The sequence below is a fragment of the Micromonospora inaquosa genome (assembly GCF_003857055.1).
Classification (GTDB): Bacteria; Actinomycetota; Actinomycetes; order Mycobacteriales; family Micromonosporaceae; genus Micromonospora; species Micromonospora inaquosa.
Genome location: NZ_QGSZ01000257.1, coordinates 1 through 24177 on the forward strand (window position 1 = coordinate 1; position 24177 = coordinate 24177).

The window sequence follows — 24177 nt, forward strand, 5'->3', positions numbered from 1 at the left end:
GTCCCGCCGCGTCCGGCGGCCCCGTTTCCGCCGCGCCGGGAAGATCCACTCGGGTTCCATGAAGTCGGGCTATCGCAGGGCTCCAGACACCCCGATTTCCGTGAACCCGAGTCGATCAGGGCGGTGGGGCTACTCCTCGGGCGGCAGGTCGGCCACACCGACGGCCAGGAGGACCCGGCCGTCCGCCACCGAACCGATCCGGTCAGCCGGTACGTAGACCGCGCCGGTGCGGGTCAGCTCGGTCGAAACCTTCAGGTAGCCGCTGTGCAGCAGCCGCGCCGCCAGGTCGGCCGGCACGTCCGGCTCCTCTACCGCGGTCGCCTCGATCAGCTCGTCCAGGCTGCTGCCCGGGTCGGCGGTCGGCGTCTGGACGGTCACCGCGTTCGGGTCACCCCGCTGGACGAGGTCAACGGTCCCGACCTCGGTGCCGGCTGAATCGATCACCGGCATCCCGGTGGTGATCCGCGAAATGGTCGCCTGCTGCTCGTCCTGCTGATCCATCCCGCTGCGGTTCCCAGCGCGGCACGCCGCTAAACGCCGCCACCAGCCCAACGCGCAGCACCCGCATCACACCCGCGCGCGCATCGCGTCGTGCCGGCTCAGCTGTTCGGGAGGGTCCAGCCGCCCGGTGGGCGGGGGGACAGCTCCCGCCAGGTGTCCGGGCCGTCGAGCAGCGCCCGGACGGTCTCCTCAGCCTCGTCCACACTGCCGTACTCGTAGAAACGGGAGATGCCCTCGGCGCCGCCGGCCCGCTGCTCGACGTGCCACCGGTCGGCGTCCACCCGGAGGAAGACGTCCCGCCGGGCCAGTCGCCCCCACTTCCCGTTCCACCAGTGCTTTCGCTGCTCCATGGCCGGACTCTATCGAACACACGTACGAGAGGGTGCGGCCCCTGCGGGAATCCCACAGGGGCCGATGTGCATCCGTTCGGCGTCAGCGCTGCGTCGGCGGCTCGGGACGGCGGCCCAACACGTCGTCCAGTGCCCCGCGCTGCTGGACGGGGGTGGTGTGGCCGGCGGAGACCAGGGCGTCCCGGATCTCGGTGAGCAGCTTGACCTCCTCGCTCGGCGCCGCCGGCGGCGGCTCCTCGCCCCGCTGCCGCCGCTCGGCCAGCTTGTTCATCGGGTAGACCACCAGGAAGTAGAGCGCCAGCGCGGTCAACCCGAAAGTGATCACGGCGTTGATGAAGCTCACCCAGTCGAACTTGACGCCCTCGATATCCCAGGCGGTTCCCTCGAGGCCCTTGTCGCTGCCCGTGATCAGCACGCTGATCAACGCGATCAGCGGCTTGAGGAAGGAGGTGGTGAGCTGGGTGACCACGCCGGTGAACGCGGCGCCGATGACGACACCGACCGCCAGATCGACGACGTTGCCGCGCATGATGAAGTCTTTGAAGCCCTTGAGCATTCGTACTCCCGAGGTGTCCGCTTTTCTGTCGGGCACAACCTATGCCCGTACGGCGGGTTCCAGAAAAGCGCCGGCTTCGAGCGCCGCCCGGCCGGGATCGCCGGCCCGGATCGCCTCGATCAGCCGGGTGTGGTCGACGTAACGCTCGGGGGTGAGCGCCCCACCCATGGCCTGGGCGACGGTGCTGCGCAGGGCGGTGCCGACCGAGGCGTACAGCTCGGCGAGCATGGCGTTGTGCGCGGCGGCGACGACCGCGGTGTGCAGTGCCGCGTCGGCCTCGACGAACGCGTCGACCCGGCCGCCGTGCCAGGCGGCCTCGCGTTCGGTGAGCGCGCCGTCGAGCGCCGCCAGGTCCTCCGGTGTACGCCTCAGCGCGGCGAGTCGGGCGGCCTCCACCTCGAAGGCGCGGCGTACTTCGATGACCTCGGTCATCCGGTCGTCGCCGAGCCTGCGGGCGACCACCGGTGCCAGTTCGTCGGTGGACACCACGTAGGTGCCGGAGCCCTGCCGGCATTCCAGCACCCCGGCGTGCACCAGGGCGCGGACCGCCTCGCGGACCGTGTTGCGCCCGACGCCCAGCGCGGCGACCAGTTGTGGCTCGGTGGGGATGCGCCCGCCGATGGGCCATTCGCCGCCGAGGATCCGGGCGCGGAGCTGCTCGGTGGTCTGCCGGACCCGATGACCGCGGGGCGGCACGGGTGGCTGGCCGCGGGGCGGCACCGGCGGTGCGGAGGGGGAATCGACCGAAGGTGGCACTGGTTACATCACCCGTCCCGAATTCATCCCATGATTGTAGGTTAGCGGTTATGACCCCGCCACCAACCGCCGCTCCGGCGCTGCCTGCACCCGCCACCGTCGACCCTCGCCCGACGCGGGACCCCGGTGCCGGCCGGCGGACGCACCCGGCGACCGGTGGCGCGCTGGTGCTGGTCGGGATGCTGCTGGTCGCGCTCAACCTGCGGGCCGTGGTGACCAGCCTCGGCGCACTGCTCGACGAGGTGCGCGACGGGCTGGGCCTCTCCGGCGTCACCGCCGGTCTGGTCACCACCCTGCCGACCATCGCGTTCGCCGGCCTCGGCGCGCTAACCCCGTGGCTGGTCCGCCGGGTGGCACCGGCCCGGGTGCTGGTGGTCGCCATGCTGGCCCTCGCCGTCGGCCAGGTGCTCCGGGTCGCCACCGACTCGGCCTTGATCTTCGTGCTGACCAGCGCGCTGGCGTTGTCCGGCATCGCGGTCGCCAACATTCTGCTGCCGATGCTCGTCAAGCAGCACTTCCCGCACCGCACCGGCCTGGTCACCGGGGCGTACACGATGACGTTGACAGTGGGCACCACGGTGGCCGCCGCGTCCGCGGTGCCGATCGCGCACGCCTTCGGGTCGTGGCGGGCCGGGCTCGGCGTCTGGGCCGCGATGGCCGCGGTGGCCGTACTCCCGTGGGTGCCCCTGGCGCTGCGGACCCGGGCCGCGGCGCGGCGGTCGACCCAGACGGCGGCCGTCGCCACGCCGACCCGGGTCCGGCCGGCGCGGACCCGGCTCGGTTGGGCGATGGCCGTCTACTTCGGGGCGCAGTCGCTCAGCGGGTACGCGATCATGGGCTGGCTGGCCCAGCTCTTCCGCGACGCCGGATACCAGCCGGAGTCGGCCGGGCTGCTGCTCGCCGGGGTGACCGCGCTCGGCGTGCCGATCGCGCTGCTGATGCCCACCCTGGCCGGTCGGCTGGGCAGCCTGCGTCCGCTGGTGCTCGGGCTGACCGCCGCGTCGGCACTGGCCTACCTGGGGTTGGCGCTCGCGCCGCACGGTGCCGCGCTGCTCTGGGTCGCCCTGATGGCGATCGGCCAGGGCGCGTTCCCGATGATCCTGACCGCCATCGGCCTTCGCGCCCGCACCGCCGAGGGGACGGTCGCGCTCTCCGCGTTCGCGCAGAGCACGGGGTACGTGATCGCCGCCCTCGGCCCTCTGATGGTCGGCATCCTGTACGAGGCCACCGGCGGCTGGACCGCGCCGATCGGGTTCCTGCTGGGCGCCCTCGCCGTGCAGACGACGGCGGGCATGGCGATCGCTCGTCCCCGTTACGTCGAGGACGAGTGACGAGCCGAAGCGGTCAGGAGGAAGCCGGCGTCGATTCGCCGGCGACTGCCTCATCCACCGTCGGGTAGGTGTGCAGCACCTCGACCAGCCCGCTCACCTCAAGGATGCGCAGCACACCCCGCTGCGGGGCGGCCAGCCGGACCACGCCGCCAGCCTCGTCGCAGCTGTTCTTGGCGCGGACGAAGACCGACAGCCCGGTCGAGTCGCAGAACGAGACGTCCGCCAGGTCGAACACCAGCCGGTTGCGGCCCTTGTCGAGCAGGTCGGTGATCTGGTCCTGCAGCTGCGGTGCGGTGGCCATGTCCAGCTCGCCCGCGACCGCCACGACGACCACGTCGCCGCGTTGTTCCGTGTGCACCGTCAACGACATTCGCCAGACCTCCTGTTATCGGGGGAACGGTATCCCACGACCACGGCCGGATGCAGAACGGGAGCCGTGATCCGGTGGCCATCATCATTCCGTTGCTACGGGGCAAGTAGTTGATCAGGCCCCGGTGATAGAGTCCGCCCGGTCCAGGTCAAGGGGGTTCGAAATGGCGTTGAGCACCGAAGAAAGTGGTCGGCTCGTCGCGCTGCTCAGCGGGCAGGACGAACGGGTCACGACTCGGTGGACCGAGATCGTCACCAGTTCGTTGCGGGGCCGGCTGAGTCAGGCGGAGCTTCGCCGACAGGTTCAGGACCTGCACCGTGCCATCGTCGCCACCGGCGACCGAGGCACCATCGACCTGTCCGCCGACAACGCTGCGGAACTGCGCGCCGCGCTCTCCGAGTTGTCCCGTGGTCGGGCCCGGCAGGGCTTCTCCGCCACCGAAACCACGATCAGCATCTTCGCGCTGAAGGACGTGCTGGCCGAGCTGGTGCAGGAGACCGGCGGCCCGAACGCGCTGCACGACTACGTCGCCTTCTCGAAGCTGGTCGACGAGATGGGCCTGTTCACCTTCGAGAGCTTCGTCCGCACCCGGGAGAGCCTGATCGCCGACCAGGCCGAGCAGCTGCTCGAACTCTCCACGCCGGTGGTCAAGCTCTGGGAGGGCGTCGTCGCCGTGCCGCTGGTCGGCACCCTGGACTCGGCCCGGGCCCAGGTCGTCATGGAGCGGCTGCTGCAGACCCTGGTCGACACCAGCTCGCCGTACGCGATCATCGACATCACCGGCGTGCCGGCGGTGGACACCCAGGTCGCCCAGCACATCCTGAAGACCGTGGTGGCCGCCCGACTGATGGGCGCCGACTGCATCATCTCCGGCATCCGCCCGCAGATCGCGCAGACCATCGTGGCGCTCGGCATCGAGTTCGGCGACATCGCCACCAAGGCGAGCCTCGCCGACGCGCTGCGCCACGTGCTGCGGCTCAACGGGGTGGAGACCGCCCGCCGTCAGCCGCGCCGGGACGCCTGATGGAACGGGTGCCGATCCTCAAGATCGGGGACATCCTGCTGGTCTCCATCCAGCTCGACATGTCCGACCAGACGGCGGTCCAACTCCAGGAGGCACTCGCCGAGCGGATCGTCGACACCGGCTGCCACGGCGTCATCATCGACATCACCGCGCTGGACATCGTCGATTCCTTCGTCGGGCGGATGCTCTCCACCATCGCGTCGATCTCCAAGGTGCTCGACGCGGAGACGGTGGTGGTCGGGATGCGTCCGGCCGTCGCCATCACCCTTGTCGAACTGGGGCTGTCGCTGAACGGCATCCGTACCGCGCTGAACGTCGAACGCGGTATGGAGCTGATCGCGGCGGCCCACGCCGACGAGCTCGACTACCAGCTCGACGACGACCCGGACGCCGAGACGGCCAGGCCGTGACCGTGGGCATCGACCTGGGCCAACCACAGGCGCAGTCGGTCCGCAGCGATGAGGACGTGGTGCGCGTCCGGCAACTGGTCCGCGCCGTGGCGGTGGCCAGCAAGTTGTCCCTCGTCGACCAGACCAAACTGGTCACCGCGGCGAGCGAGTTGGCCCGCAACACCCTGGTGTACGGCGGCGGTGGTTCGGTCGAGGTGACGGTCGTGGACAACGGCCGACGCAAGGGCGTACAGATCGTGTTCGCCGACTCCGGGCCGGGCATCGCCGACCTCGACCTGGCCATGACCGACGGCTACACCAGCGGCGGCGGCCTCGGCCTCGGGCTCAGTGGGTCGCGCCGCCTGGTCGACGAGTTCCAGATCGAGACGTCACCGGAGACCGGCACGCGAATCACGGTCACCAAGTGGTCCAGGTGAACGCCGAGGCGGTCACCGACAGTGGCATCTGGTTCCGGGTGGAGGCCAGCAGCGCGGCGAGCGCTGTCCGACGCGCCGCCGAACGCCTGGGCGCGCAGGTGGAGATGGGTGCGGCGCGCATCGCCAACCTGGCCATCGTCGCGGCCGAGCTGACCAGCAACCTGGTCAAACACGCTGACGAGGGTGTGCTGCTGCTCCGGCCGGTACGCCGCGCCGGGCAGGCCGGGGTGGAGTTGGTGGCCATCGACTCCGGGCCCGGCATGGCCGACCTGACCGTCTCGTCCCGGGACGGGCACTCCACCACCGGCACCCTCGGCATCGGTCTGGGTGCCATCGTCCGGCAGGCCAGCTGGTTCGACGGATACTCGCTGCCCGGGCGGGGCACCGTCCTCGCCGTGCAGGTCTGGCCGGCCGAGACGGCCCGGCCGTCCTGGGCCGGTGCTCTCACCCGACCGCTGACCGGCGAGACGATCAGCGGCGACGGCTACGCGGTCCGGGTCGCCGACGGGCGGCACCAGGTGCTGGTCAGCGACGGGCTGGGGCACGGCCCGCTGGCCGGTGCCGCCACCGAGGCGGCCCTGGCCGCGTTCCGCGACGCCCCCGCCGGCCCGCCGACGGTGGTGGTTGGTCACCTGCACCGGAGCATGTCGCACACCCGGGGCGCCGCTCTTGCCGTCGCCGAGCTGCGGCCGGAGGCCGGTGTGTTGCACTACGCCGGCCTGGGCAACATCTCCGGCGTGATCGTCGAGGGTGACGGCCAGCGCCGAGGGCTGGTGTCGCTGCCCGGCATCGCCGGCCACCAACGACCGACAATCCGGGAGTACGACTACCCATTCGGTCCCGGTGCCCGGCTGGTGATGCACAGCGACGGGGTGGTCGACCGGTGGCGGATGGCCGACTACCCGGGCCTGGCGGAGAGATCCCCGCTGGTCATGGCGGCGACCCTGCTACGTGACGCCGGGGTGCGCCGCGACGACGCCTGCGTACTGGTCGCGAGGTCGTGGGCATGACCGAGGAGTCGGCCGCGCTGCCGCTGCTGCAGATGGCGCTGCGGGTCGAGCAGGACATCTTCGTGATCCGCCAGCGGGGCCGCGAGGTGGCGATGGTGGTCGGCCTGGAACACCAGGACCAGGTCCGGATCGCCACCGCGCTCAGCGAGGTCGCCCGGGACCTGCTGCGGACGACAGCTGGAGCGGACGTCTCCTTCCACGTCGACGCCGGTGCCGACGGCCGGTTCCACCTGCGCGCCGACCTGGCCCCGGTGTCCCCGCTCCCGGACGGCCGCTACCAACCGCAGTCCGGCGCGGTGTCCCGACTGGTTGACACACTGAGCGTGTCGACCGTCGAGGGGGTTACGGTCGTGAGGATGTCCCGACGAGTCCCGGCCAGCGCGCCGACGCCGACCCCGGAGCGGCTCGCCGAGTTCCGCACCGAACTCGGCCGCACCGCGCCGGCCAGCGCGCTGGACGAGCTCACCACGCAGAACGGTCAGCTCATCGCCGCGCTCGACGAGGTGCGCAGTCAGCGCGACGAGCTGGCGGTGCTGAACGAGGAGCTGGCCGAGACGAACCGTGGTGTGCTGGCGCTCTACAACCAGCTCACCGAGGAACTGGAGGAGACCAACCGCGGCGTCGTCGCCCTCTACGCCGAGCTGGACGAGAAGTCGGCCCAGCTCCGCGCGGCGAGTGAGTCGAAGAGCCGGTTCCTGGCCAATGTGAGCCACGAGCTGCGCGCCCCGGTGACCGCGATCATCGGCCTGGGGCGGCTGCTCACCGACTCCGCCTCCGACCCGCTCACCGACGAGCAGGGCCGCCAGGTCGACCTGATCCGCTCGTCAGCGGCGGATCTGCTCAACCTGGTCAACGAACTCCTCGACCTGGCCAAGGCGGAATCCGGCCGGATCGAGCCAGACGTGGCCGAGGTCGACCTGCGCCCGGTCTTCGGTCAACTGCGCGGCACCCTGCGCGCCCTGGCCACCCGCCCGCAGGTGGAGCTGGTCGTGGAGGAGCCGACCGGACCGGCTCTGCTGCGCACCGACGAGGTGCTGCTCGGCCAGGTGCTGCGCAACCTGTTGCACAACGGGTTGAAGTTCACCGAGCGCGGCGAGGTGCGACTGCGGGCCAGCCAACACGGCGACCGTTGGCAGTTCGAGGTCACCGACACCGGGCCGGGCATCGCCCCCGAGCTGCATGACCGGATCTTCGAGGAGTTCTACCAGGTGCCCGGAGCCACCCGGGTCGGCGGCACCGGCCTCGGCCTGCCGTACGCCCGGCGGTTGGTGACGCTGCTGGGCGGGACGCTGGAGCTGACCAGCGTGCCGGGCGAAGGCAGCAGGTTCACCGTCTCCCTGCCCACAGGCAGGGCGTGACGGCGTGGACGGCGTGCCGACAACCATCCTGGTGGTCGACGACAGTCGTACCAAGCGTTACCTGCTGGTCAGCTGGCTGACCCGGGCCGGGTTCACAGTGCTGGAGGCCGAGAACGGCGCCGAGGCGTTGGCTCGCGTCGAGGTGGACCGGATCGACCTGGTGGTTCTCGACGTCCGGTTGCCCGACCTGAGCGGCTACGAGGTCTGCGAACAGATCAAGGCGCGGCATCCGGTGATGCCGGTGATCCACGTCTCGGCGCACGCGGTGGACGTGGCCGACCGCGCCCAGGGGTTGACCCGGGGCGCGGACGCGTACCTGACCGAGCCGATCGAACCCGAGGAGCTGATCGCCACCACCCGGGCGGTTTTGCGCTACTACCAGGCCCGGCAGCGGGCCGAACTGCTCGCCGAACGGTTGCTCGGGTTGGCCGACACGACAGTGGCCGTGCACGCCGCGCCGACCTTCGCGCGCCTGCTGGAGGCCGCCGCCGAGGGCGCCGCCCAGATCTTCAAGAGCCCGGCTGCGGTGATCGCCGAGACCTTCGACGGTGACTGCCTCGCGGGTGTCTGCGCCGGGCCGGGCGCGGTGGCCGCCGTGGTGCCGTGGGTCGTCGACGACACCGGGGTGCCGACCGGTGCCACGGTCCGGGTGGAGGCCCCGGCGAACTGGGCGCTTGTCGACTGGCCGGCGGACGACACGGTGACCGTCGCCGCCGCCCGACTGCGCGAGGACCGGGCCCCGCTGTACGTGGTGGTCCCGACCGCCACCCAGACCGCGCGGACCCCGGTGCTCAAGCAGTTGGCTCAGGCGGTGGCGGCGGCCGTGGAGGCGCAGCGCTCCTTCGACGAGGAGCACCGGATCGCCGTCACCCTGCAACGCAGCCTGCTCCCGCGTGGGCTGCCCACCGTGGCCGGCCTGGACCTCGCGGTGCGTTACGAGCCGGCCAGCGCGCAGACCGAGGTGGGTGGCGACTTCTACGAGCTGGTGATGCTCGACGGTCACCTCCTGCTGGCGATCGGGGACGTGGCCGGCCACTCGCTGCACGCGGCGACCGTCATGGCCGAGCTGCGGCACGCGGTGCGGGCGTACGCGGTCGAGGGCCACCAGCCCGGCGAGATCCTGCACCGGGTCAACGAGCTGATGCGGACACTGCTGCCGAACGAGCTGGCGACACTTTGCGTACTGCTGCTGCACCCGCCGACCGGGCGGGTCCGGCTGGCCAGTGCGGGGCACCTTCCGCCGCTGCTGGTCATCGACGGCAAGGTCGAGTTCGTGCAGCACTCGGCACCGCTGCTCGGCGTTCGCGCCCCGCGCCCGGCCGACCTGGAGTTCGTGGTGCCGGCCGGGGCCACGCTGGTCTTCTACACCGACGGGCTGATCGAGCGACGGGACGCCACCATCGACGAGGGGCTGGCCGCGCTGGCCGCGGTCGCGGCGACGGTCGACGGTGACCTGGACCAGTTCTGCGCCCGACTGCTGGTGGAGTTGGCCCCACCGGAGATCCAGGACGACGTGGCAGTGGTCGTCCTGCGTCGCCGCTGATCTGTCAGCTCTGTCGGCTTCCTCAGCGCACCGAGCGCGCGTACGCGGCGGGGGACACCCCGGCCACGGCGGTGAAGTCGCGGACCAGGTGGGCCTGGTCGCTGTAGCCGAGGTCGGCGGCGAGGGCAGCCCAGTTCGGCGGGGTGCCGGCGGCCTGCTCGACCGCCTCCTGGAGCCGGTAGCGGCGGATCACCCACTTCGGCCCGACCCCCACGTACTCCGTGAAGAGCCGTTGCAACCGGCGGACCGGAACGTCGTGCCGCGCGGCGAAGTCGTCGACGCGCAGCACGGTCCGGTCGGTACGGATCGCCTCGGCCAGCCGGACGGCCTCCTCGACCATCGGGTCCGGCTCGGGCTGCCAGCCGGTGAGGAGGGTGTCCAGTGCCCGGCAGCGTTCATCGTCGCCGCTCGCGCACACCACCTCGTCCGGTGCCGCCAGTCGGCCGGCGGGCAGCGGCACCCGACGGTCGGTCAACCCGTTGACCGGTCGCCGCCAGAACGGGTGGAACCCGCCGGGGCGGAACTGCACCCCGGCCACCCGGCCGGTGCCGCTGAGCGTGATCCGGAACAGGTCGCGGCCCACCCCGGCCACCTCGCCGGACTCGGGGCCGTCCCCGTCACGTTGGAACACCACGTTCACGGCCGGGTGCGGCACGACCCGCTGCTCGAACGGCGAACTCAACGCCCAGTCGATCAACCAGTAGTGCTCGACCCACTGGCGCAGCGACTCCGTCGGCAGGTGTCGACGGAAACGCACCTCGCGCAGCAGCCGCCCGGGGTCGAGGATTCCCCGGCTGTCGCCCCGCGGTCGCTGTCGCATTTGTTCAAGACCACCCTCATACGCTGGCCCTATGTCCACTCAGACTAGCGATCTGCTGGCGGCCGCCGCGCCGCGAACCGTCGAGGTGGTGCGGGGCATCTCCGACGATCACCTCGACCTGCCCACCCCGTGCAGCGACTATCTGGTCCGTGACCTGCTCAACCACCTCTTCCAGGTGGTGGTCAACTTTCAGGCGCTGGCCGAGAAGCGGCAGGTGGAGTGGGCCGAGAAGCCCGACCACCTGGGCGACGGCTGGCGGGACCGGTTCGAGGTGGAGACCGGCCGGTTGGTGGCCGCCTGGTCGGACCCGTCCACGCTGGAGGGCGTGTCACCGGGCATGGGCTTGCCGCAGTCCGTCGTCGGCGGGATGGTCCTGCTGGACCTGACCGTGCACGGCTGGGACCTCGCGGTGGCCACCGGCCAGTCGTACCACCCGGCCCCGGAGGCGGTGGCCGAGCTGCACGCGCTGGTGGAGCAGTTGGGCCCCACCGCCCGCAAGATGGGCGTCTTCGCCGAACCGGTCCCACTCGCCACCCCCACCGGGGCAACCACAGCCGAGCTGACCCACCTCCTGACCCAAACCGGCCGCACCCCCACCTGGCCCCAAACCCCCTGACGGTCGCCTCGAACGCGACGCGCTGGTGGCGGCCGCTCTTTCTGCGTGTCAGCACGGCCCCCGACGAGCTGCGCACGATCTGAGGGCTCAGGTCGGGGTGTGGAAGAGCCCGGCCGACCAGGAGATCAGCAGGCCGACGGCGGCGGAGCAGCAGCAGACGAGCAGGGCGGCGGCGACCACGGCGAGGATCAGCCACGCGGAGGTACGCCGGGGCGCCGACCCCTGCTCGTCCTCGTCGGTCATCGCCGCCGCCCCGTCGTCAGGCGCTGCCGATGCGGTCCAGGATCCAGGCGTTGATGAACGCCTCCTCGCGCCAGGAGTCGTAGCGACCGCTCGGGCCGCCGTGCCCGGCGCCCATCTCGGTCTTCAGCAGGTAGTCGCCACCCGGGGCGAGGGCCCGCAGCCGGGCGATCCACTTCGCCGGCTCCGAGTAGAGAACCCGGGTGTCGTTGAGGCTGGTCACCGCGAGGATCGCGGGGTAGTCCACGGCGGCCACGTTCTCGTACGGCGTGTAGGACTTCATGTACGCGTACACCTCGGGGTCGTCGAGGGGGTTGCCCCATTCCTCCCACTCGGTGACGGTCAGCGGCAGCGACGGGTCGAGGATCGAGGTGAGCGCGTCCACGAACGGCACCTGCGCCACGATCCCGGTGAACGCGTCCGGCGCGAGGTTGGCGACCGCACCCATCAGCAGGCCACCGGCCGAGGCGCCCCGGGCGACCAGTCGGTCGCTGGTCGTCCAGCCGGCCTTGACGAGGTGCCGGGCGCACGCCACGAAGTCGGTGAACGTGTTCTTCTTGGCCAGCAGCTTGCCCTGGTCGTACCACCGCCGGCCCAGCTCACCGCCGCCCCGGATGTGCGCCACCGCGAAGACCACACCCCGGTCCAACAGGGACAGTCGGGCCACCGAGAACCACGGGTCCATGCTGGCCTCGTACGAGCCGTAGCCGTACAGCTCGCAGGGTGCCGAGCCGTCCCGGGGGGTGCCGACCCGGCAGACCAGTGAGATCGGCACCCGGGTGCCGTCGTCGGCGAGCGCCCAGTCGCGGTGCTGCTCGTACTCGGCCGGGTCGTACGGTCGCCCGTCCGGCCCGGGCAGCACCGGCTTCTGCTTGAGCAGCACCATCTGCCGGGTGACCAGGTCGTAGTCGTACACCGAGTCGGGGGTGATCAGGGAGGAGTAGCGCAGCCGGACCCGGCCGGTGCGGTACTCCGGGTTGGCGTCCAACCCGACGCTGTACAGCGGCTCGGGGAAGTCGATGTCGTATCCGTCGTCACTGCCCACCGGCAGCACCCGCAGCCCGGTGAGCCCGTCGGTGCGCAGCGACACCACCAGGTGGTTGGCGAAGGCGTCGACGGCCTCCAGCCGGGTGCCGGGGGTGTGCTCGATCAGCGGGACCCAGTCGCCCGGTACGTCCGCCGAGGTGAACGCCAGCGCGAAGTCCTCCGCGTTGTCGTTGTGCAGGATCAGGAAGCGGTGGCCGTGGTGCTCCACCGTGTATTCGACGCCCTGTCGGCGGGGAGCGATCACGGCCGGCGCGCCGGTCGGGTTGCCGGCGGGGATCACCAGCACCTCGCTGGTCACCTTGCTGTGCACGTCGATGAGGATGAACTTCTCCGACCGGGTGAGCTCCACGCCCACCCAGAACCGCTCGTCGTCCTCCTGGTGGACCACCACGTCGTCGGCGGCGGGGGAGCCGATGGTGTGCCGCCAGACCCGGTTCGGTCGCCAGGCGTCGTCCACTGTCACGTAGAACAGCACCGAGGCGTCGGTCGACCAGGCGCTGCCGTAGAACGTGTCCGGCACCTCGTCCGGCAGCAGCTCGCCGGTGGTCAGGTCCTTGACCCGCAGGGTGAACCGCTCGTCGCCGGAGAAGTCGGTGGAGTAGGCCAGCCAGCGACCGTCCGGGCTGACGTCGAACGCACCGAGCGAGAAGAAGTCGTGTCCCTCGGCCAGCAGGTTGCCGTCGAGCAGCACCTCCTCGCCGTCGAGTGGGGCGCCGTCGGCGCTGACCGGCGGGTCGGTCTCGCCGTCGCGGACGGCCCGCCGGCAGTGCACTCCGTACTGTTGTCCCTCGACCGTCCGGGTGTAGTACCAGTGCCCGCCCTTGCGGGTCGGCACGGACAGGTCGGTCTCCTGGGTGCGTCGGCGAGTCTCCTCGAACAGGTCGGCGCGCAGGTCGGCCAGGTGTGCCGTGCGCGCGTCGGTGTACTCGTTCTCGGCGGTCAGGTAGGCGATCGTCTCCGGGTCGTCCTTGGCGGCGAGCCAGGCGTACTCGTCGACGACGGTGTCGCCGTGGTGGGTGCGCTCGCTGGGCACTCGCTTCGCCGCGGGCGGGGCAGTCTCGGTGGTCACGGCGGCCACGTTACCGGCCGGCAGCCGCAGTGCGCCGGACCAGCGGCATCCCGATACCCCCTACCACTGCATTCGAACACATGTACGATTGCCGGCATGGCGGCAGCAGCGAGTTCCCTCGGCCGGTCCGGAGCCCTTGAGATCACCCGGCGGTTGGCGGCGATCTGCGGCCCACCCTTCTCCCGGCTGGCCGGGCCCGCCGACGAGGTGGCGGGGCGACCGGCGCGCTGGGTGGCCGTCCCCGGCGGCCCGCACGCCGCCGCCGAGGTGCTGCGGCTGGCCGCCAGGCACGACCTGACGGTGGTGCCCCGAGGTGCGGGCACGAAGATCGACTGGGGGGCTACTCCCGTTCAGGTCGACATCCTGCTCGACACCGGCCGGCTGGCCGGCATCGGTCACGAGCCGGCCGACTCGCTGGTGACCGACGTGGGGGCCGGCACTCCACTGCGGGCGGTGCAGGCCACCCTGGAGCGCATCGGGCAGCGGCTTGCGATGGACGCCCCGTCACCCGGCGCGACAGTGGGTGGGGTGCTCTCCGCCGGAGAGGCCGGTCCGCTCCGTCACCGCCACGGCAGCCCCTGCGACCAACTGCTCGGTGTGCGCTACCTCGCCGCCGACGGCGAGCTGGTCAGCGTCGACGGTGGTGCGCCTGGGCTCGACGTGGCCCGCCTGCTCTGCGGCTCCCAGGGCGCGCTCGGCGTGCTGGTCTCGGCGAGCCTGCGGGTGCAGCCGGTGCCGGCCAGCAGGCTCTGGGTGTCCCGCCCGGTGTGGACGCCGTTGGAGGTGCACGACCTGGTCCGGGCGATCCTCGCCGCTCGGCTGGAGCCGTCGGCCATCGAGCTGGACCTGCCCGGAGGCACCCCCCGCCCGCGTACGCCGTACCCGCCCGGTCACCCGGCGGCCACCGCCCGGGAACGTCATCCGTCGATGTCCGGCCGAGCGGGTGCCCCGTCCCGGGCCGGCAGTCTGGTGGTGCTGCTGGAGGGCAGCCCCGCCGACGTCACCGAGCGGGCCGAGCGGCTGGTCGGCCTGCTGCACGGGGAGGCGACGATCGCCCACTCCGCGCCGACGTGGTGGCGCCGCTATCCGTTCGCGCCCGGTGACACGGCGCTGCGTCTGGAGGTGCCGATCGGCGACCTGCACGCCGCCGTCTACGCGCTACGCGACGCGGCCGGCTCGCCGGTCCCGGTGCGCGGGTCCGCCGGGCTGGGTGTGGTGCACGCGGCGCTGCCCGGGGCGCTGGCACCCGACCGGGTGGCGTCCATCCTGGCCGCCGTCCGAGGGGTGTTGCTGGCCCGGCAGGGTCGCTGCGTGGTGGTCTCCGCTCCGGCGGCGGTCCGCCAGGCGGTCGACCTCTGGGGCGAGCTGGCCGGTCTGGCCCAGTTGCGAGCCGCGAAGCGGCACCTGGATCCCGAGCACCGGCTCGCGCCCGGACGCCTCCCCGGCGGCCTGTGACGCCGGGCCGCTCAACAGCGCATCGACATGGCGGACCAGCCAAAGCGGGGGTGCGATCTTCCCGTACGGCTCGTCGAGGTCAGGATCAGCGGTGCCGCACCGCCGCCGAGTCGACCGACATCCTCAGGTCGCGTCGTTGCGGAGCACCAGGACGGCGATGTCGTCCCGGGGTGGCTCGACCGAGAAGTTGATCGCCGCGGCGCGCAGCCGGGCGGCCACCACGTCGGCCGAATAACCGGCCAGCGGCGCGGCGGCATCCCGCAGCCGGTCGGTGCCGAACAGCTCCCGGCCGCGCCGCCGCTCGGTGACGCCATCGGTGTAGAAGATCAGCGAATCGCCCGGCGCGAGCGTGATCTCCGCCGTCGGCGAAGTGATCGTGTCGAGCAGACCGAGCGCGGTGCCTCCGGCGCCAACGAACTCAGCGCCGCCCGCCCCGGCCAGCAGCACCGGCCGGTCGTGCCCGGCGAGGTGCAGCGACACGGCCAACCGGTCACCCTCGCCCGGCCCGACCGCCGCCAGCGCCAGCGTGCAGTAACGGCCGCCACCCCGCTCGACAAGCGTCTCGTTGAGCCGCGCCAGCACCTCCGGCAACGGTTTGCCGTCGCCGACCAGGACCCTGATCACGTCCCGGACCAGCCCGGTCACCGCGGCGGCCTGGACACCCTTGCCCGAGACGTCCCCGATCACCACCAGCCAGCGCCCGTCGGGCAGCGGCACCACGTCGTAGAAGTCGCCCCCCACCTCGGCGTCGTCGCCGGTCGGGACGTACTCGGCGGCGAACCCGATCCCGTCCACCACCGGCAGCACCGGCGGCAGCAGCGACTGCTGGAGCGTCTGCGCCACGCGACGGCGCTCGGCGTGGATCCGGGCGTTCTCGATGGCCAACGCGGCCCGCCGGGCCACGTCCTCCAACACGGCCACCTCGTCCGGGTCGTGGCGGTGCCGCTGGTGCCTTCCCACCGCCAGGGTCCCGAGGCGCTGACCACGAGCGATCAGCGGGACCGCGAAACCCTCCATCGGCCCGCCCAGCGGGATCTGCGCCGCGCTGCGGGACGCCTCCCGCAGACGGGCCTGGATCGAATCCGGCCCGGTCTCGGCCAGCACCTTGTGCAACTGCGGAAGCATCGACTCGTCCGCGTGGCTGGCCGCTGCCAGCCGGAGCCGGCCCCACTCGTCGGCGGTGTGCACCGCGCACCACTGACCGAGTCGCGGCACCACCAACTGCGGCACCAGCGCCATGGTCAGGTCGACGTCCAACGACTGAGCCAGCAGCTCGCTCGCCTCGGCCAGGAACGTCAGCCACACCTGCCGGCGGACGTCGGCCCGGCGCAGCCGGTCGTTCTCCAGGTGCAGCGACAGCCGCTCGGCGGTGAGCACCGCCAACGGTTGGGCGTACGCCGACGGCGCGGCGTCCAGCTCCAACTCCCCGGCGTACGGGCGGTGCACAGTCAGCGGCACCCGGAGCAGCTCGCTGTCGGGGCGGGGCGGCCGACCGAAGCGGGCCAGCACCTGGCGGCCCTGCCCGTCGCCCCGGTCCAGTCGGATCGTGCCGCCGGCCGCGCCCACCATCTCGGCGACCCGGCTGAGCAGGCTGGCGGCGAAGTCGGGCAACGGGTCGTCGGCGTACAGGTCGGGGGCGGTCTGCATGAGTTCGCTCATCGCGCTGGCGCTCGGCGCGGACCGGTCGGTGCCCGTCGGTGGGCCAGCGCTGGCCGGTGTCGACTCGCCGACGGTGCCCGCGGCGGGTGGGTCGACACCGGGGCGGTCCAGCCGGAACCAGACGCCCTTCCCGGTGGGCAGGTACGTGGTGCCCCAGCGGCTGGCGAAGTGGTCGACCAGCAGCAGGCCCCGGCCCCGCACGGAGACCTCGTTGATCTCGGTGGAGTCGTTGCGGTCGCCGACGGTCAGCTCGTCGCCCGAGCCGGGGGCGAAGTCGGAGACGGTGACGGTCAGCCCGATCTCGTCGGCGACGACCTCGACGTCCAGTTCGGTGCCGGCGTGTTCGACGGCGTTGGTGGTCAGCTCGGTGGTGAGCAGCAGCGCCTCGTTGGCCAACTCGTCCAGGTGTGACTCGGTCAACACCGAGCGGACCACGGCGCGGGCGGCGGCCGGCGTGCGGCGGTCGGCGGGCAGCCGAACACGCCGGACGGCCCCGTCCCGGGCCCCGGCCGTCGCGGGCCCCGCCTCGGCTGACACCCCCGTATCCTCCACCGTCGCACTGCCGGGTGCCAAGCCGATCATCAATCGGCGCTGTCGCGTCGGTCAGCGCCACCTGGGGCGGGGCACGGGCTGACGCGTCGAAACGACAGGTGCGGGAGCCGGGAGAGGTTTGCGTCGCGCCGTGCCGGCTCGACCCCGATCGGGCGGGTCGGCGGGGCGATCGATGTCATCTGGCGGGTCGCGCACCCTGGCACCACGGCGCGCGCGGGCACAATATGGGGTGCCGGCGTGTCCGCACGGACCGGCGCCCCCAAGTTGAGCGAGGAATGATGACCACGGCGAAGCAGTCGGTCGCGGATCCGTCCGCGCCTGACCACGAGGCGCTCCTCGGTGAGTTGACCGAGGCTCTGCGACGGATCGGTCGCGGCGACCTGAAGGTCCGGCTTCCCCGCCGCGCTGGCGCGGCCGGTGAGGTGGCGGACGCCTTCAACGAGGTGGTCTCGCTCCAGGAGCGGCAGTACCTGGACCTGCGGCGGATCAGTCGGATCGTCGGCCGCGACGGCCGGCTCACCGAGCGGCTCGACGACGAGGGGCTGGACGGCTCCTGGGCGGAGGGGCAGCGGGCGATCAACTCGCTGATCGACGACCTGGGTCGACCGACCACCGAGATCGCCCGGGTGATCGTGGCGGTCGCCGACGGTGACCTGTCCCAGCACATGGCCTTGGAGATCGACGGTCGGCCGTTGCGCGGTGAGTACCTGCGCATCGGGCGCACCGTGAACACGATGGTCGATCAGTTGTCGTCGTTCGCCGACGAGGTGACCCGGGTGGCCCGTGAGGTGGGCACCGAGGGCAAGTTGGGCGGGCAGGCCGACGTGCGGGGCGTCGCCGGCACCTGGAAGGACCTCACCGACTCGGTGAACACCATGGCGTCGAACCTGACCGGCCAGGTGCGGTCGATCTCGCAGGTGGCGACGGCGGTGGCGAAGGGTGACCTGTCGCAGAAGATCACGGTTGGCGCGCGTGGTGAGGTCGCCGAGCTGGCCGCCACGATGAACTACCTCACCGACACGCTGCGGCTCTTCGCCGAGCAGGTGACCCGGGTAGCCCGTGAGGTGGGCACCGAGGGCAAGCTGGGCGGCCAGGCCGAGGTGCCGAACGTGGCGGGCACCTGGAAGGACCTGACCGACAGCGTCAACTCGATGGCGTCGAACCTGACCGCCCAGGTCCGTAACATCGCGCAGGTTTCCACGGCGGTGGCGCGCGGCGACCTGTCGCAGAAGATCACGGTGGCGGCGCAGGGCGAGATCCTGGAGCTGAAGGACACCGTCAACACGATGGTGGACCAGTTGTCGTCGTTCGCCGACGAGGTGACCCGGGTCGCGCGTGAGGTGGGCATCGAGGGCAAGTTGGGCGGCCAGGCCCAGGTGCGTGGCGTCTCCGGCACCTGGCGGGACCTCACCGAGAACGTCAACCAGCTCGCCGGCAACCTGACCAGCCAGGTCCGCAACATCTCCCAGGTTTCCACGGCGGTGGCCAAGGGTGACCTGTCGCAGAAGATCACGGTGGACGCCCAGGGCGAGATCCTGGAGCTGAAGAACACCGTCAACACGATGGTCGATCAGCTGTCGTCGTTCGCCGACGAGGTGACCCGGGTGGCCCGTGAGGTGGGCACCGAGGGCAACCTGGGCGGTCAGGCGCAGGTGAAGGGCGTCTCCGGCACGTGGCGGGACCTGACCGACAACGTCAACTCGATGGCGTCGAACCTGACCAGCCAGGTCCGCAACATCGCCTCGGTGACCACGGCGGTGGCGAAGGGTGACCTGTCGCAGAAGATCACGGTGGACGCGCGGGGCGAGATCCTGGAGCTGAAGTCGACTGTCAACACGATGGTCGATCAGTTGTCGTCGTTCGCCGACGAGGTGACCCGGGTGGCCCGTGAGGTGGGCACCGAGGGCAAGCTCGGTGGTCAGGCGCAGGTGCGCGGGGTCGCGGGCACCTGGCGGGACCTGACCGACAACGTCAACTCGATGGCGTCGAACCTGACCGCCCAGGTCCGCAACATCGCGCAGGTCTCCACGGCGGTGGCGAAGGGTGACCTGTCGCAGAAGATCACGGTGGACGCGCGGGGCGAGATCCTGGAGCTGAAGTCGACTGTCAACACGATGGTGGACCAGTTGTCGTCGTTCGCCGACGAGGTGACCCGGGTGGCCCGTGAGGTGGGCACCGAGGGCAAGCTCGGTGGCCAGGCGCAGGTGAAGGGCGTCTCCGGCACGTGGCGGGACCTGACCGACAACGTCAACTCGATGGCGTCGAACCTGACCAGCCAGGTCCGCAACATCGCCTCGGTGACCACGGCGGTGGCCAAGGGTGACCTGTCGCAGAAGATCACCGTGGACGCCCAGGGCGAGATCCTGGAGCTGAAGTCGACAGTCAACACGATGGTCGACCAGCTGTCGTCGTTCGCCGACGAGGTGACCCGGGTCGCCCGTGAGGTCGGTATCGAGGGCAAGCTCGGTGGCCAGGCCCAGGTGAAGGGGGTCTCCGGCACCTGGCGGGATCTCACCGAGAACGTCAACCAGCTCGCCTCGACGTTGACCACGCAGTTGCGGGCCATCGCCCAGGTGTCCACGTCGGTGACCCGCGGCGACCTGACCCAGCGGATCGCGGTCAAGGCGCAGGGCGAGGTCGCCGAGCTGAAGGACAACATCAACCAGATGATCGTCACCCTTCGGGAGACGACCAAGAAGAACGCCGAGCAGGGCTGGCTGGATTCCAACCTCGCCCGGATCGGCGGCCTGTTGCAGGGTCAGCGCGACCTCGGCGAGGTCTGCCGCATGATCATGACGGAGGTGACCCCGCTGGTCGACGCCCAGCTCGGGGCCTTCTTCCTGGCCGACGACGCCGACGGCAGCATGCGGCTGCGGCTGACCTCCTCGTACGGGTACGTGGCGCGGGGGCACGACGTCACCTTCGGGCCGGGTGAGGGGCTGGTCGGTCAGACCGCGCTCTCCCGTCGCACGATCCGGGTCAGCGCATCCCCGAACAGCCGGCTCACCCTGCGCTCCGGGCTGGCCGAGACACCCCCGTCCGACCTGGTGGTGCTCCCCGTCCTGTTCGAGGGTGAGCTGCTCGGGGTGATCGAGTTCGCCAGCGTGTCGGCCTTCTCCGAGCTGCACCTGTCGTTCCTGGAGCGGCTGGTGCTCACCATCGGCATCGCTGTCAACACCATCCAGGCCAACCGTCGTACGGAGGAGCTGCTGGCCCAGTCGCAGCGGCTGGCGCACGAGATGCAGGAGCAGTCGGCGGAGTTGCAGCGCACCAACGCCGAGCTGGAGGAGAAGGCCACTCTGCTGTCCGAGCAGAAGGGCAACATCGAGACGAAGAACCGGGAGATCGAGCTGGCGCGGCTGGGCCTGGAGGAGAAGGCGCAGCAGCTGACCCGGGCGTCGGCGTACAAGTCGGAGTTCCTGGCCAACATGAGCCACGAGCTGCGGACCCCGCTGAACTCGTTGCTGCTGCTGGCCCGTCTGCTGGCGGAGAACTCGGAGCAGAACCTCAGCCCGAAGCAGATCGAGTTCGCCAAGACCATCCACGGGTCCGGCTCCGACCTGCTGCGTCTGATCGACGACATCCTCGACCTGTCGAAGATCGAGGCGGGCCGGATGGACGTCGAGCCGACCGAGATCCGCTTCACCGAGCTGCGCGGCTACGTCGAGCAGGCGTTCGCGCCGCAGGCCGAGGAGAAGAACCTGGACTTCCAGGTACGGGTGAGCAATGATCTGCCGCCGGCGTTGGTGACCGACGCGCAACGGTTGCAGCAGATCCTGCGAAACCTGCTCTCCAACGCGGTGAAGTTCACCGACAACGGTGCGGTGACGCTGCGGATCGCCCCGGCCGCGGAGAACGCGGTCTTCGACGTGCCGGCGTTGACAAACGCCCAGCAGGTGATCGCGTTCACCGTGATCGACACCGGGATCGGCATCTCCGACGACAAACTGTCGATCATCTTCGAGGCGTTCCAGCAGGCGGACGGCACAACCAGTCGCCGGTACGGCGGCACCGGCCTGGGCCTGTCGATCAGCCGCGATCTGGCCCGACTGATCGGCGGCACCATCACCGTCTCGTCCGCGCCCGGTCAGGGCTCGACGTTCACCCTGTTCGTGCCGCACGTGCTGGCCCCGGACGCCGTGGTCGCACCGCAGAATCCGTCTCCGCAGCGCGCCGGCCTGCCGTCGTCGCTGCTGATGCCGCCGCTGGAGCTGCTGCCGGAGCGCCCGGACGCACCGGCCACCCGCCAACTGGACGGCGCCACCGTGTTGATCGTGGACGACGACGTACGCAATGTCTTCGCCTTGACCAGCGCGTTGGAGCTGCACGGGATGACCGTGCTGTACTCGGACAACGGGGCGGACGGTGTCCGCCTACTGGCCGAGCATCCGGAGGTGGACATCGTGCTGATGGACGCCATGATGCCCGACCAGGACGGCTACGAGACCACCCGTCAGATTCGCCGCAACCACCGGTTCGCGGACCTTCCGGTGGTCTTCCTGACCGCGAAGGCGATGCCGGGGGACCGTGAGTCGGCGCTCGCTGCCGGCGGCAGCGACTACATCACCAAGCCGGTCGACCTGGATGACCTGATCGAGTTGATGTCGTCCTGGATCAATGGCAGCCGGACCGAGGAGACTTCGTGACCCAGATGGCCAAAGCGCTGCTCGTGGACGACCGGCGGCAGAATCTGACGGCCCTGGAGGCGATCCTCCAGGGTCTGCCGGTCCAGTCCGTGGCGGTGGAGAGCGGCGAGGCGGCGCTCAAGCAGTTGCTGGTGGACGACTTCGCGGTGATCCTGTTGGACGCGCAGATGCCGGACATGGACGGCTTCGAGACGGCGAGCCACATCAAGCGCCGCGAGCGGACCCGGCATGTGCCGATCATCTTCCTCACCGCCGCCGACCGGGACGCCCAGCTCGCCCTCCGCGGGTACCAGGTGGGCGCGGTGGACTACCTCACCAAGCCGTTCGACCCGTGGGTGCTGCGGGCCAAGGTGTCCGTCTTCGTCGAGCTGTGGGTGAAGACCCGGCAGTTGGCCACCCAGTCGGACCTGGTCCGGGAGCGCGACACGCAGTGGCGGCGGCTCACCGACGCGGTCGACGAGGCGACGGCCCTGCTCCGCTCGGATGACCCGGAGGTCCGCGACCGGGCGGTACGGCTGCTCGAACAGGCCCGCTGGGGCAACACCGCCTGAGGCGGTGGGGCGGCTCAGCCGGTGGGCTGGTCGTTGCGGATCATCAGGGCGCTGCGGAGGCCCGTGATGTCCAGCACGCGGATCAGAAAGTCGCCAACGTGGGTCAGCATCAGCAGGCTCTGCGCGTGGCTGGCCTTGCGGCTGAGCACGACAAGGGTGCCCAGACCCTGCGAGTCGCAGAAGGTGACGCCGCCGAGGTCGAGCACGATCCGTGGGGGTGGGTCGGCCAGCACCTCATTGACGACGGTGGAGAGTTGCGCCGCCGTGAGCATGTCGATCTCACCGGCCAGGCGCAACACTGCTTCGTCGCCCGTCCGGTGTAGCGTGATGGACAGTTCGGCACGATCCACTCGATCAGCCTAGCGCGATCCGACCGACCTGGCCTGTCGAGGCCGTGAGCCACGCCTGTCCGGCCCGTGAGCCACGGCTGTCCAGGCCGCGAGACCCCCCCGGGGCGGCGGCGTGCTGACGGGCGCAGGTCACGGGTGAGCCGGGTAACCCCACCACGGGGTGGCTGCTCGTTGACCGTCTGGCGCTGTCACAATGGCGGCATCGTGACCGACATCTTTCCCGCCGGATCAGGCCGCTACCCAGCCGACGCGCCGGCCTCCGAGGCCCTGTTCGACCGCGCCCGAGCCATCGTGCCGGGCGGGGTCAACTCCCCTGTGCGCGCCTTCCAGGCGGTTGGCGGCACCCCGCGTTTCATGGTCCGTGGCGAGGGCCCGTGGCTGTATGACGCCGACGGTCGCCGCTACGTCGACCTGGTCTGCTCGTGGGGTCCGCTGATCCTCGGGCACGCCCACCCGGAGGTGGTGGAAGCCGTCCAGGCCGCCGCCGCCCGGGGCACCAGCTTCGGCACGCCCACTCCGGCTGAGGTGGAGTTGGCGGCCGAGATCGTCGCCCGGACCCCGGTCGAGCAGGTCCGCCTGGTCAACTCCGGCACCGAGGCGACCATGTCGGCGATCCGGCTGGCCCGCGGCTTCACCGGCCGCTCGAAGATCGTCAAGTTCGCCGGCTGCTACCACGGCCACGTCGACGCGTTGCTCGCCGCCGCCGGCTCCGGCGTGGCCACCCTGGGCCTGCCCGACTCGCCCGGCGTCACCGGCGCGGCGGCCAGCGAGACGATAGTTCTCCCCTACAACGACATCCGGGCCGTCGAGGAGGTCTTCGCCGCCGAGGGCCCGCACATCGCCGCGGTGATCACCGAGGCCGCCGCCGGCAACATGGGCGTGGTGGCCCCCCGCGACGGCTTCAACCAGCAGCTCGCCCGGATCGCGCACGCCCACGGCGCCCTGCTCGTGGTCGACGAGGTGATGACCGGGTTCCGGGTCTCCCGTGCCGGGTGGCACGGCCTCGACGCGTCCGACGCCGACCTGTGGACGTACGGCAAGGTCATGGGTGGTGGTCTGCCCGCGGCGGCGTTCGGCGGGCGGGCGGACATCATGGCGCGACTCGCGCCGGCCGGCCCGGTCTACCAGGCCGGCACCCTCTCCGGTAACCCGCTCGCCTGCGCGGCCGGCCTGGCCACCCTGCGGCTCGCCGACGACGCGCTGTACCAGCGCCTCGACGAGACGGCCACCGTCGTGGGCAAGCTGGCATCCGAGGCCTTGGCGGCCGCCGGGGTCCCGCACCGTCTGTCGTACGCGGGCAGCATGTTCTCGATCTTCTTCACCGACGCCGACGTGGTCGACTACGACAGCGCGCGCACCCAGCAGGTGCCGGCGTTCAAGGCGTTCTTCCACGCGATGCTCGCCGCCGGCGTCTACCTGCCGCCGAGCGCGTTCGAGTCGTGGTTCGTGTCGACGGCGATCGACGACGCCGCTCTGGAGCACATCGCCGCCGCGCTGCCCACGGCAGCGAACGCGGCGGCAGCGGCTGGTAACGGGGGGTAAAAAAC

The 24177-nt window shown here is 71.3% G+C and carries 22 protein-coding genes; 12 read left to right on the top strand and 10 right to left on the bottom strand.

Annotated features, from left to right (window positions below):
* Nucleotides 1-129 precede the first annotated feature (129 nt).
* The 4 genes from DLJ59_RS22975 to DLJ59_RS22990 all read right to left on the bottom strand — a co-directional run bounded on the left by DLJ59_RS22975 (nt 130) and on the right by DLJ59_RS22990 (nt 2127).
* Entirely contained in the window at nt 130-501 is a 372-nt protein-coding gene (locus tag DLJ59_RS22975) for a hypothetical protein (RefSeq protein WP_030486187.1), read from the bottom strand.
* A gap of 98 nt (nt 502-599) precedes the next feature.
* Entirely contained in the window at nt 600-851 is a 252-nt protein-coding gene (locus tag DLJ59_RS22980; protein WP_124774684.1) for a hypothetical protein, read from the bottom strand.
* A gap of 82 nt (nt 852-933) precedes the next feature.
* Entirely contained in the window at nt 934-1407 is a 474-nt protein-coding gene (gene mscL / locus DLJ59_RS22985) for a large conductance mechanosensitive channel protein MscL (RefSeq protein WP_124774685.1), read from the bottom strand.
* Between the two features lie 39 nt (nt 1408-1446).
* Nucleotides 1447-2127: a FadR/GntR family transcriptional regulator gene (locus DLJ59_RS22990; protein ID WP_124774686.1), complete on the bottom strand. Its 681-nt coding sequence runs from the start codon at nt 2125-2127 to the stop codon at nt 1447-1449.
* Between the two features lie 86 nt (nt 2128-2213).
* Here DLJ59_RS22990 and DLJ59_RS22995 point away from each other — a divergent pair, with 86 nt between their 5' ends.
* Nucleotides 2214-3494, top strand: a complete 1281-nt coding sequence (locus tag DLJ59_RS22995) for an MFS transporter (protein WP_124774687.1) — start codon at nt 2214-2216, stop codon at nt 3492-3494.
* A gap of 13 nt (nt 3495-3507) precedes the next feature.
* Here DLJ59_RS22995 and DLJ59_RS23000 read toward each other — a convergent pair whose 3' ends face one another.
* Complete coding sequence (locus DLJ59_RS23000) at nt 3508-3864, bottom strand: STAS domain-containing protein (protein WP_091395791.1); 357 nt, start codon at nt 3862-3864, stop codon at nt 3508-3510.
* Nucleotides 3865-4027: 163 nt separating this feature from the next.
* Between DLJ59_RS23000 and DLJ59_RS23005 the strand changes: the two genes are divergently transcribed.
* The 6 genes from DLJ59_RS23005 to DLJ59_RS23030 are packed head-to-tail and all read left to right on the top strand — an operon-like array spanning nt 4028 to nt 9625.
* A complete protein-coding gene (locus tag DLJ59_RS23005) occupies nt 4028-4888 on the top strand; it encodes an STAS domain-containing protein (RefSeq protein ID WP_124774688.1) in 861 nt (286 codons plus the stop codon).
* Complete coding sequence (locus DLJ59_RS23010) at nt 4888-5298, top strand: STAS domain-containing protein (RefSeq protein WP_124774689.1); 411 nt, start codon at nt 4888-4890, stop codon at nt 5296-5298. The genes DLJ59_RS23005 and DLJ59_RS23010 overlap by 1 nt, the downstream gene beginning before the upstream one ends.
* On the top strand, nt 5295-5714 hold the full coding sequence (locus DLJ59_RS23015; RefSeq protein ID WP_124774690.1) for an anti-sigma regulatory factor: 420 nt from the start codon (nt 5295-5297) through the stop codon (nt 5712-5714). The genes DLJ59_RS23010 and DLJ59_RS23015 overlap by 4 nt, the downstream gene beginning before the upstream one ends.
* The gene (locus DLJ59_RS23020; protein ID WP_124774716.1) at nt 5711-6724 is read left to right on the top strand and encodes a SpoIIE family protein phosphatase; all 1014 of its coding nucleotides are present in this window, start codon (nt 5711-5713) and stop codon (nt 6722-6724) included. Before DLJ59_RS23015 ends, DLJ59_RS23020 begins: the two co-directional genes overlap by 4 nt.
* Entirely contained in the window at nt 6721-8082 is a 1362-nt protein-coding gene (locus DLJ59_RS23025; RefSeq protein WP_124774691.1) for a sensor histidine kinase, read from the top strand. The genes DLJ59_RS23020 and DLJ59_RS23025 overlap by 4 nt, the downstream gene beginning before the upstream one ends.
* Before the next feature lie 4 nt (nt 8083-8086).
* Nucleotides 8087-9625 carry a SpoIIE family protein phosphatase gene (locus tag DLJ59_RS23030; RefSeq protein WP_124774692.1) on the top strand — a complete coding sequence of 513 codons (1539 nt, stop codon included), beginning with the start codon at nt 8087-8089 and terminating at the stop codon, nt 9623-9625.
* Between the two features lie 22 nt (nt 9626-9647).
* Here DLJ59_RS23030 and DLJ59_RS23035 read toward each other — a convergent pair whose 3' ends face one another.
* Entirely contained in the window at nt 9648-10445 is a 798-nt protein-coding gene (locus tag DLJ59_RS23035; protein ID WP_124774693.1) for a helix-turn-helix domain-containing protein, read from the bottom strand.
* Nucleotides 10446-10476: 31 nt separating this feature from the next.
* On the opposite strand from DLJ59_RS23035, the gene DLJ59_RS23040 reads away from it, so the two are divergent.
* Nucleotides 10477-11061: a TIGR03086 family metal-binding protein gene (locus DLJ59_RS23040; protein WP_124774694.1), complete on the top strand. Its 585-nt coding sequence runs from the start codon at nt 10477-10479 to the stop codon at nt 11059-11061.
* A gap of 87 nt (nt 11062-11148) precedes the next feature.
* Here the strand turns inward: DLJ59_RS23040 and DLJ59_RS36660 are convergent, their stop codons facing one another.
* Both DLJ59_RS36660 and DLJ59_RS23045 read right to left on the bottom strand, forming a co-directional pair.
* The gene (locus DLJ59_RS36660) at nt 11149-11304 is read right to left on the bottom strand and encodes a hypothetical protein (RefSeq protein ID WP_167493885.1); all 156 of its coding nucleotides are present in this window, start codon (nt 11302-11304) and stop codon (nt 11149-11151) included.
* 16 nt (nt 11305-11320) lie between these two features.
* Nucleotides 11321-13417, bottom strand: coding sequence for a S9 family peptidase (locus tag DLJ59_RS23045; protein WP_124774695.1), 2097 nt, complete (start codon nt 13415-13417; stop codon nt 11321-11323).
* Nucleotides 13418-13513: 96 nt separating this feature from the next.
* Here DLJ59_RS23045 and DLJ59_RS23050 point away from each other — a divergent pair, with 96 nt between their 5' ends.
* Nucleotides 13514-14872 carry an FAD-binding oxidoreductase gene (locus DLJ59_RS23050; RefSeq protein ID WP_124774696.1) on the top strand — a complete coding sequence of 453 codons (1359 nt, stop codon included), beginning with the start codon at nt 13514-13516 and terminating at the stop codon, nt 14870-14872.
* Nucleotides 14873-14995: 123 nt separating this feature from the next.
* Here DLJ59_RS23050 and DLJ59_RS23055 read toward each other — a convergent pair whose 3' ends face one another.
* Nucleotides 14996-17068 carry a SpoIIE family protein phosphatase gene (locus DLJ59_RS23055; RefSeq protein ID WP_124774697.1) on the bottom strand — a complete coding sequence of 691 codons (2073 nt, stop codon included), beginning with the start codon at nt 17066-17068 and terminating at the stop codon, nt 14996-14998.
* 293 nt (nt 17069-17361) lie between these two features.
* On the opposite strand from DLJ59_RS23055, the gene DLJ59_RS23060 reads away from it, so the two are divergent.
* Nucleotides 17362-21729, top strand: a complete 4368-nt coding sequence (locus tag DLJ59_RS23060; RefSeq protein ID WP_124774698.1) for a HAMP domain-containing protein — start codon at nt 17362-17364, stop codon at nt 21727-21729.
* Complete coding sequence (locus tag DLJ59_RS23065; RefSeq protein ID WP_030334012.1) at nt 21726-22280, top strand: response regulator; 555 nt, start codon at nt 21726-21728, stop codon at nt 22278-22280. The genes DLJ59_RS23060 and DLJ59_RS23065 overlap by 4 nt, the downstream gene beginning before the upstream one ends.
* A gap of 14 nt (nt 22281-22294) precedes the next feature.
* Here the strand turns inward: DLJ59_RS23065 and DLJ59_RS23070 are convergent, their stop codons facing one another.
* A complete protein-coding gene (locus tag DLJ59_RS23070; protein ID WP_007454492.1) occupies nt 22295-22630 on the bottom strand; it encodes an STAS domain-containing protein in 336 nt (111 codons plus the stop codon).
* Nucleotides 22631-22834: 204 nt separating this feature from the next.
* Here DLJ59_RS23070 and hemL point away from each other — a divergent pair, with 204 nt between their 5' ends.
* Nucleotides 22835-24172 (top strand): glutamate-1-semialdehyde 2,1-aminomutase, encoded by a 1338-nt coding sequence (gene hemL, locus DLJ59_RS23075; RefSeq protein WP_124774699.1) that lies wholly within the window; start codon nt 22835-22837, stop codon nt 24170-24172.
* Nucleotides 24173-24177: the final 5 nt, after the last annotated feature.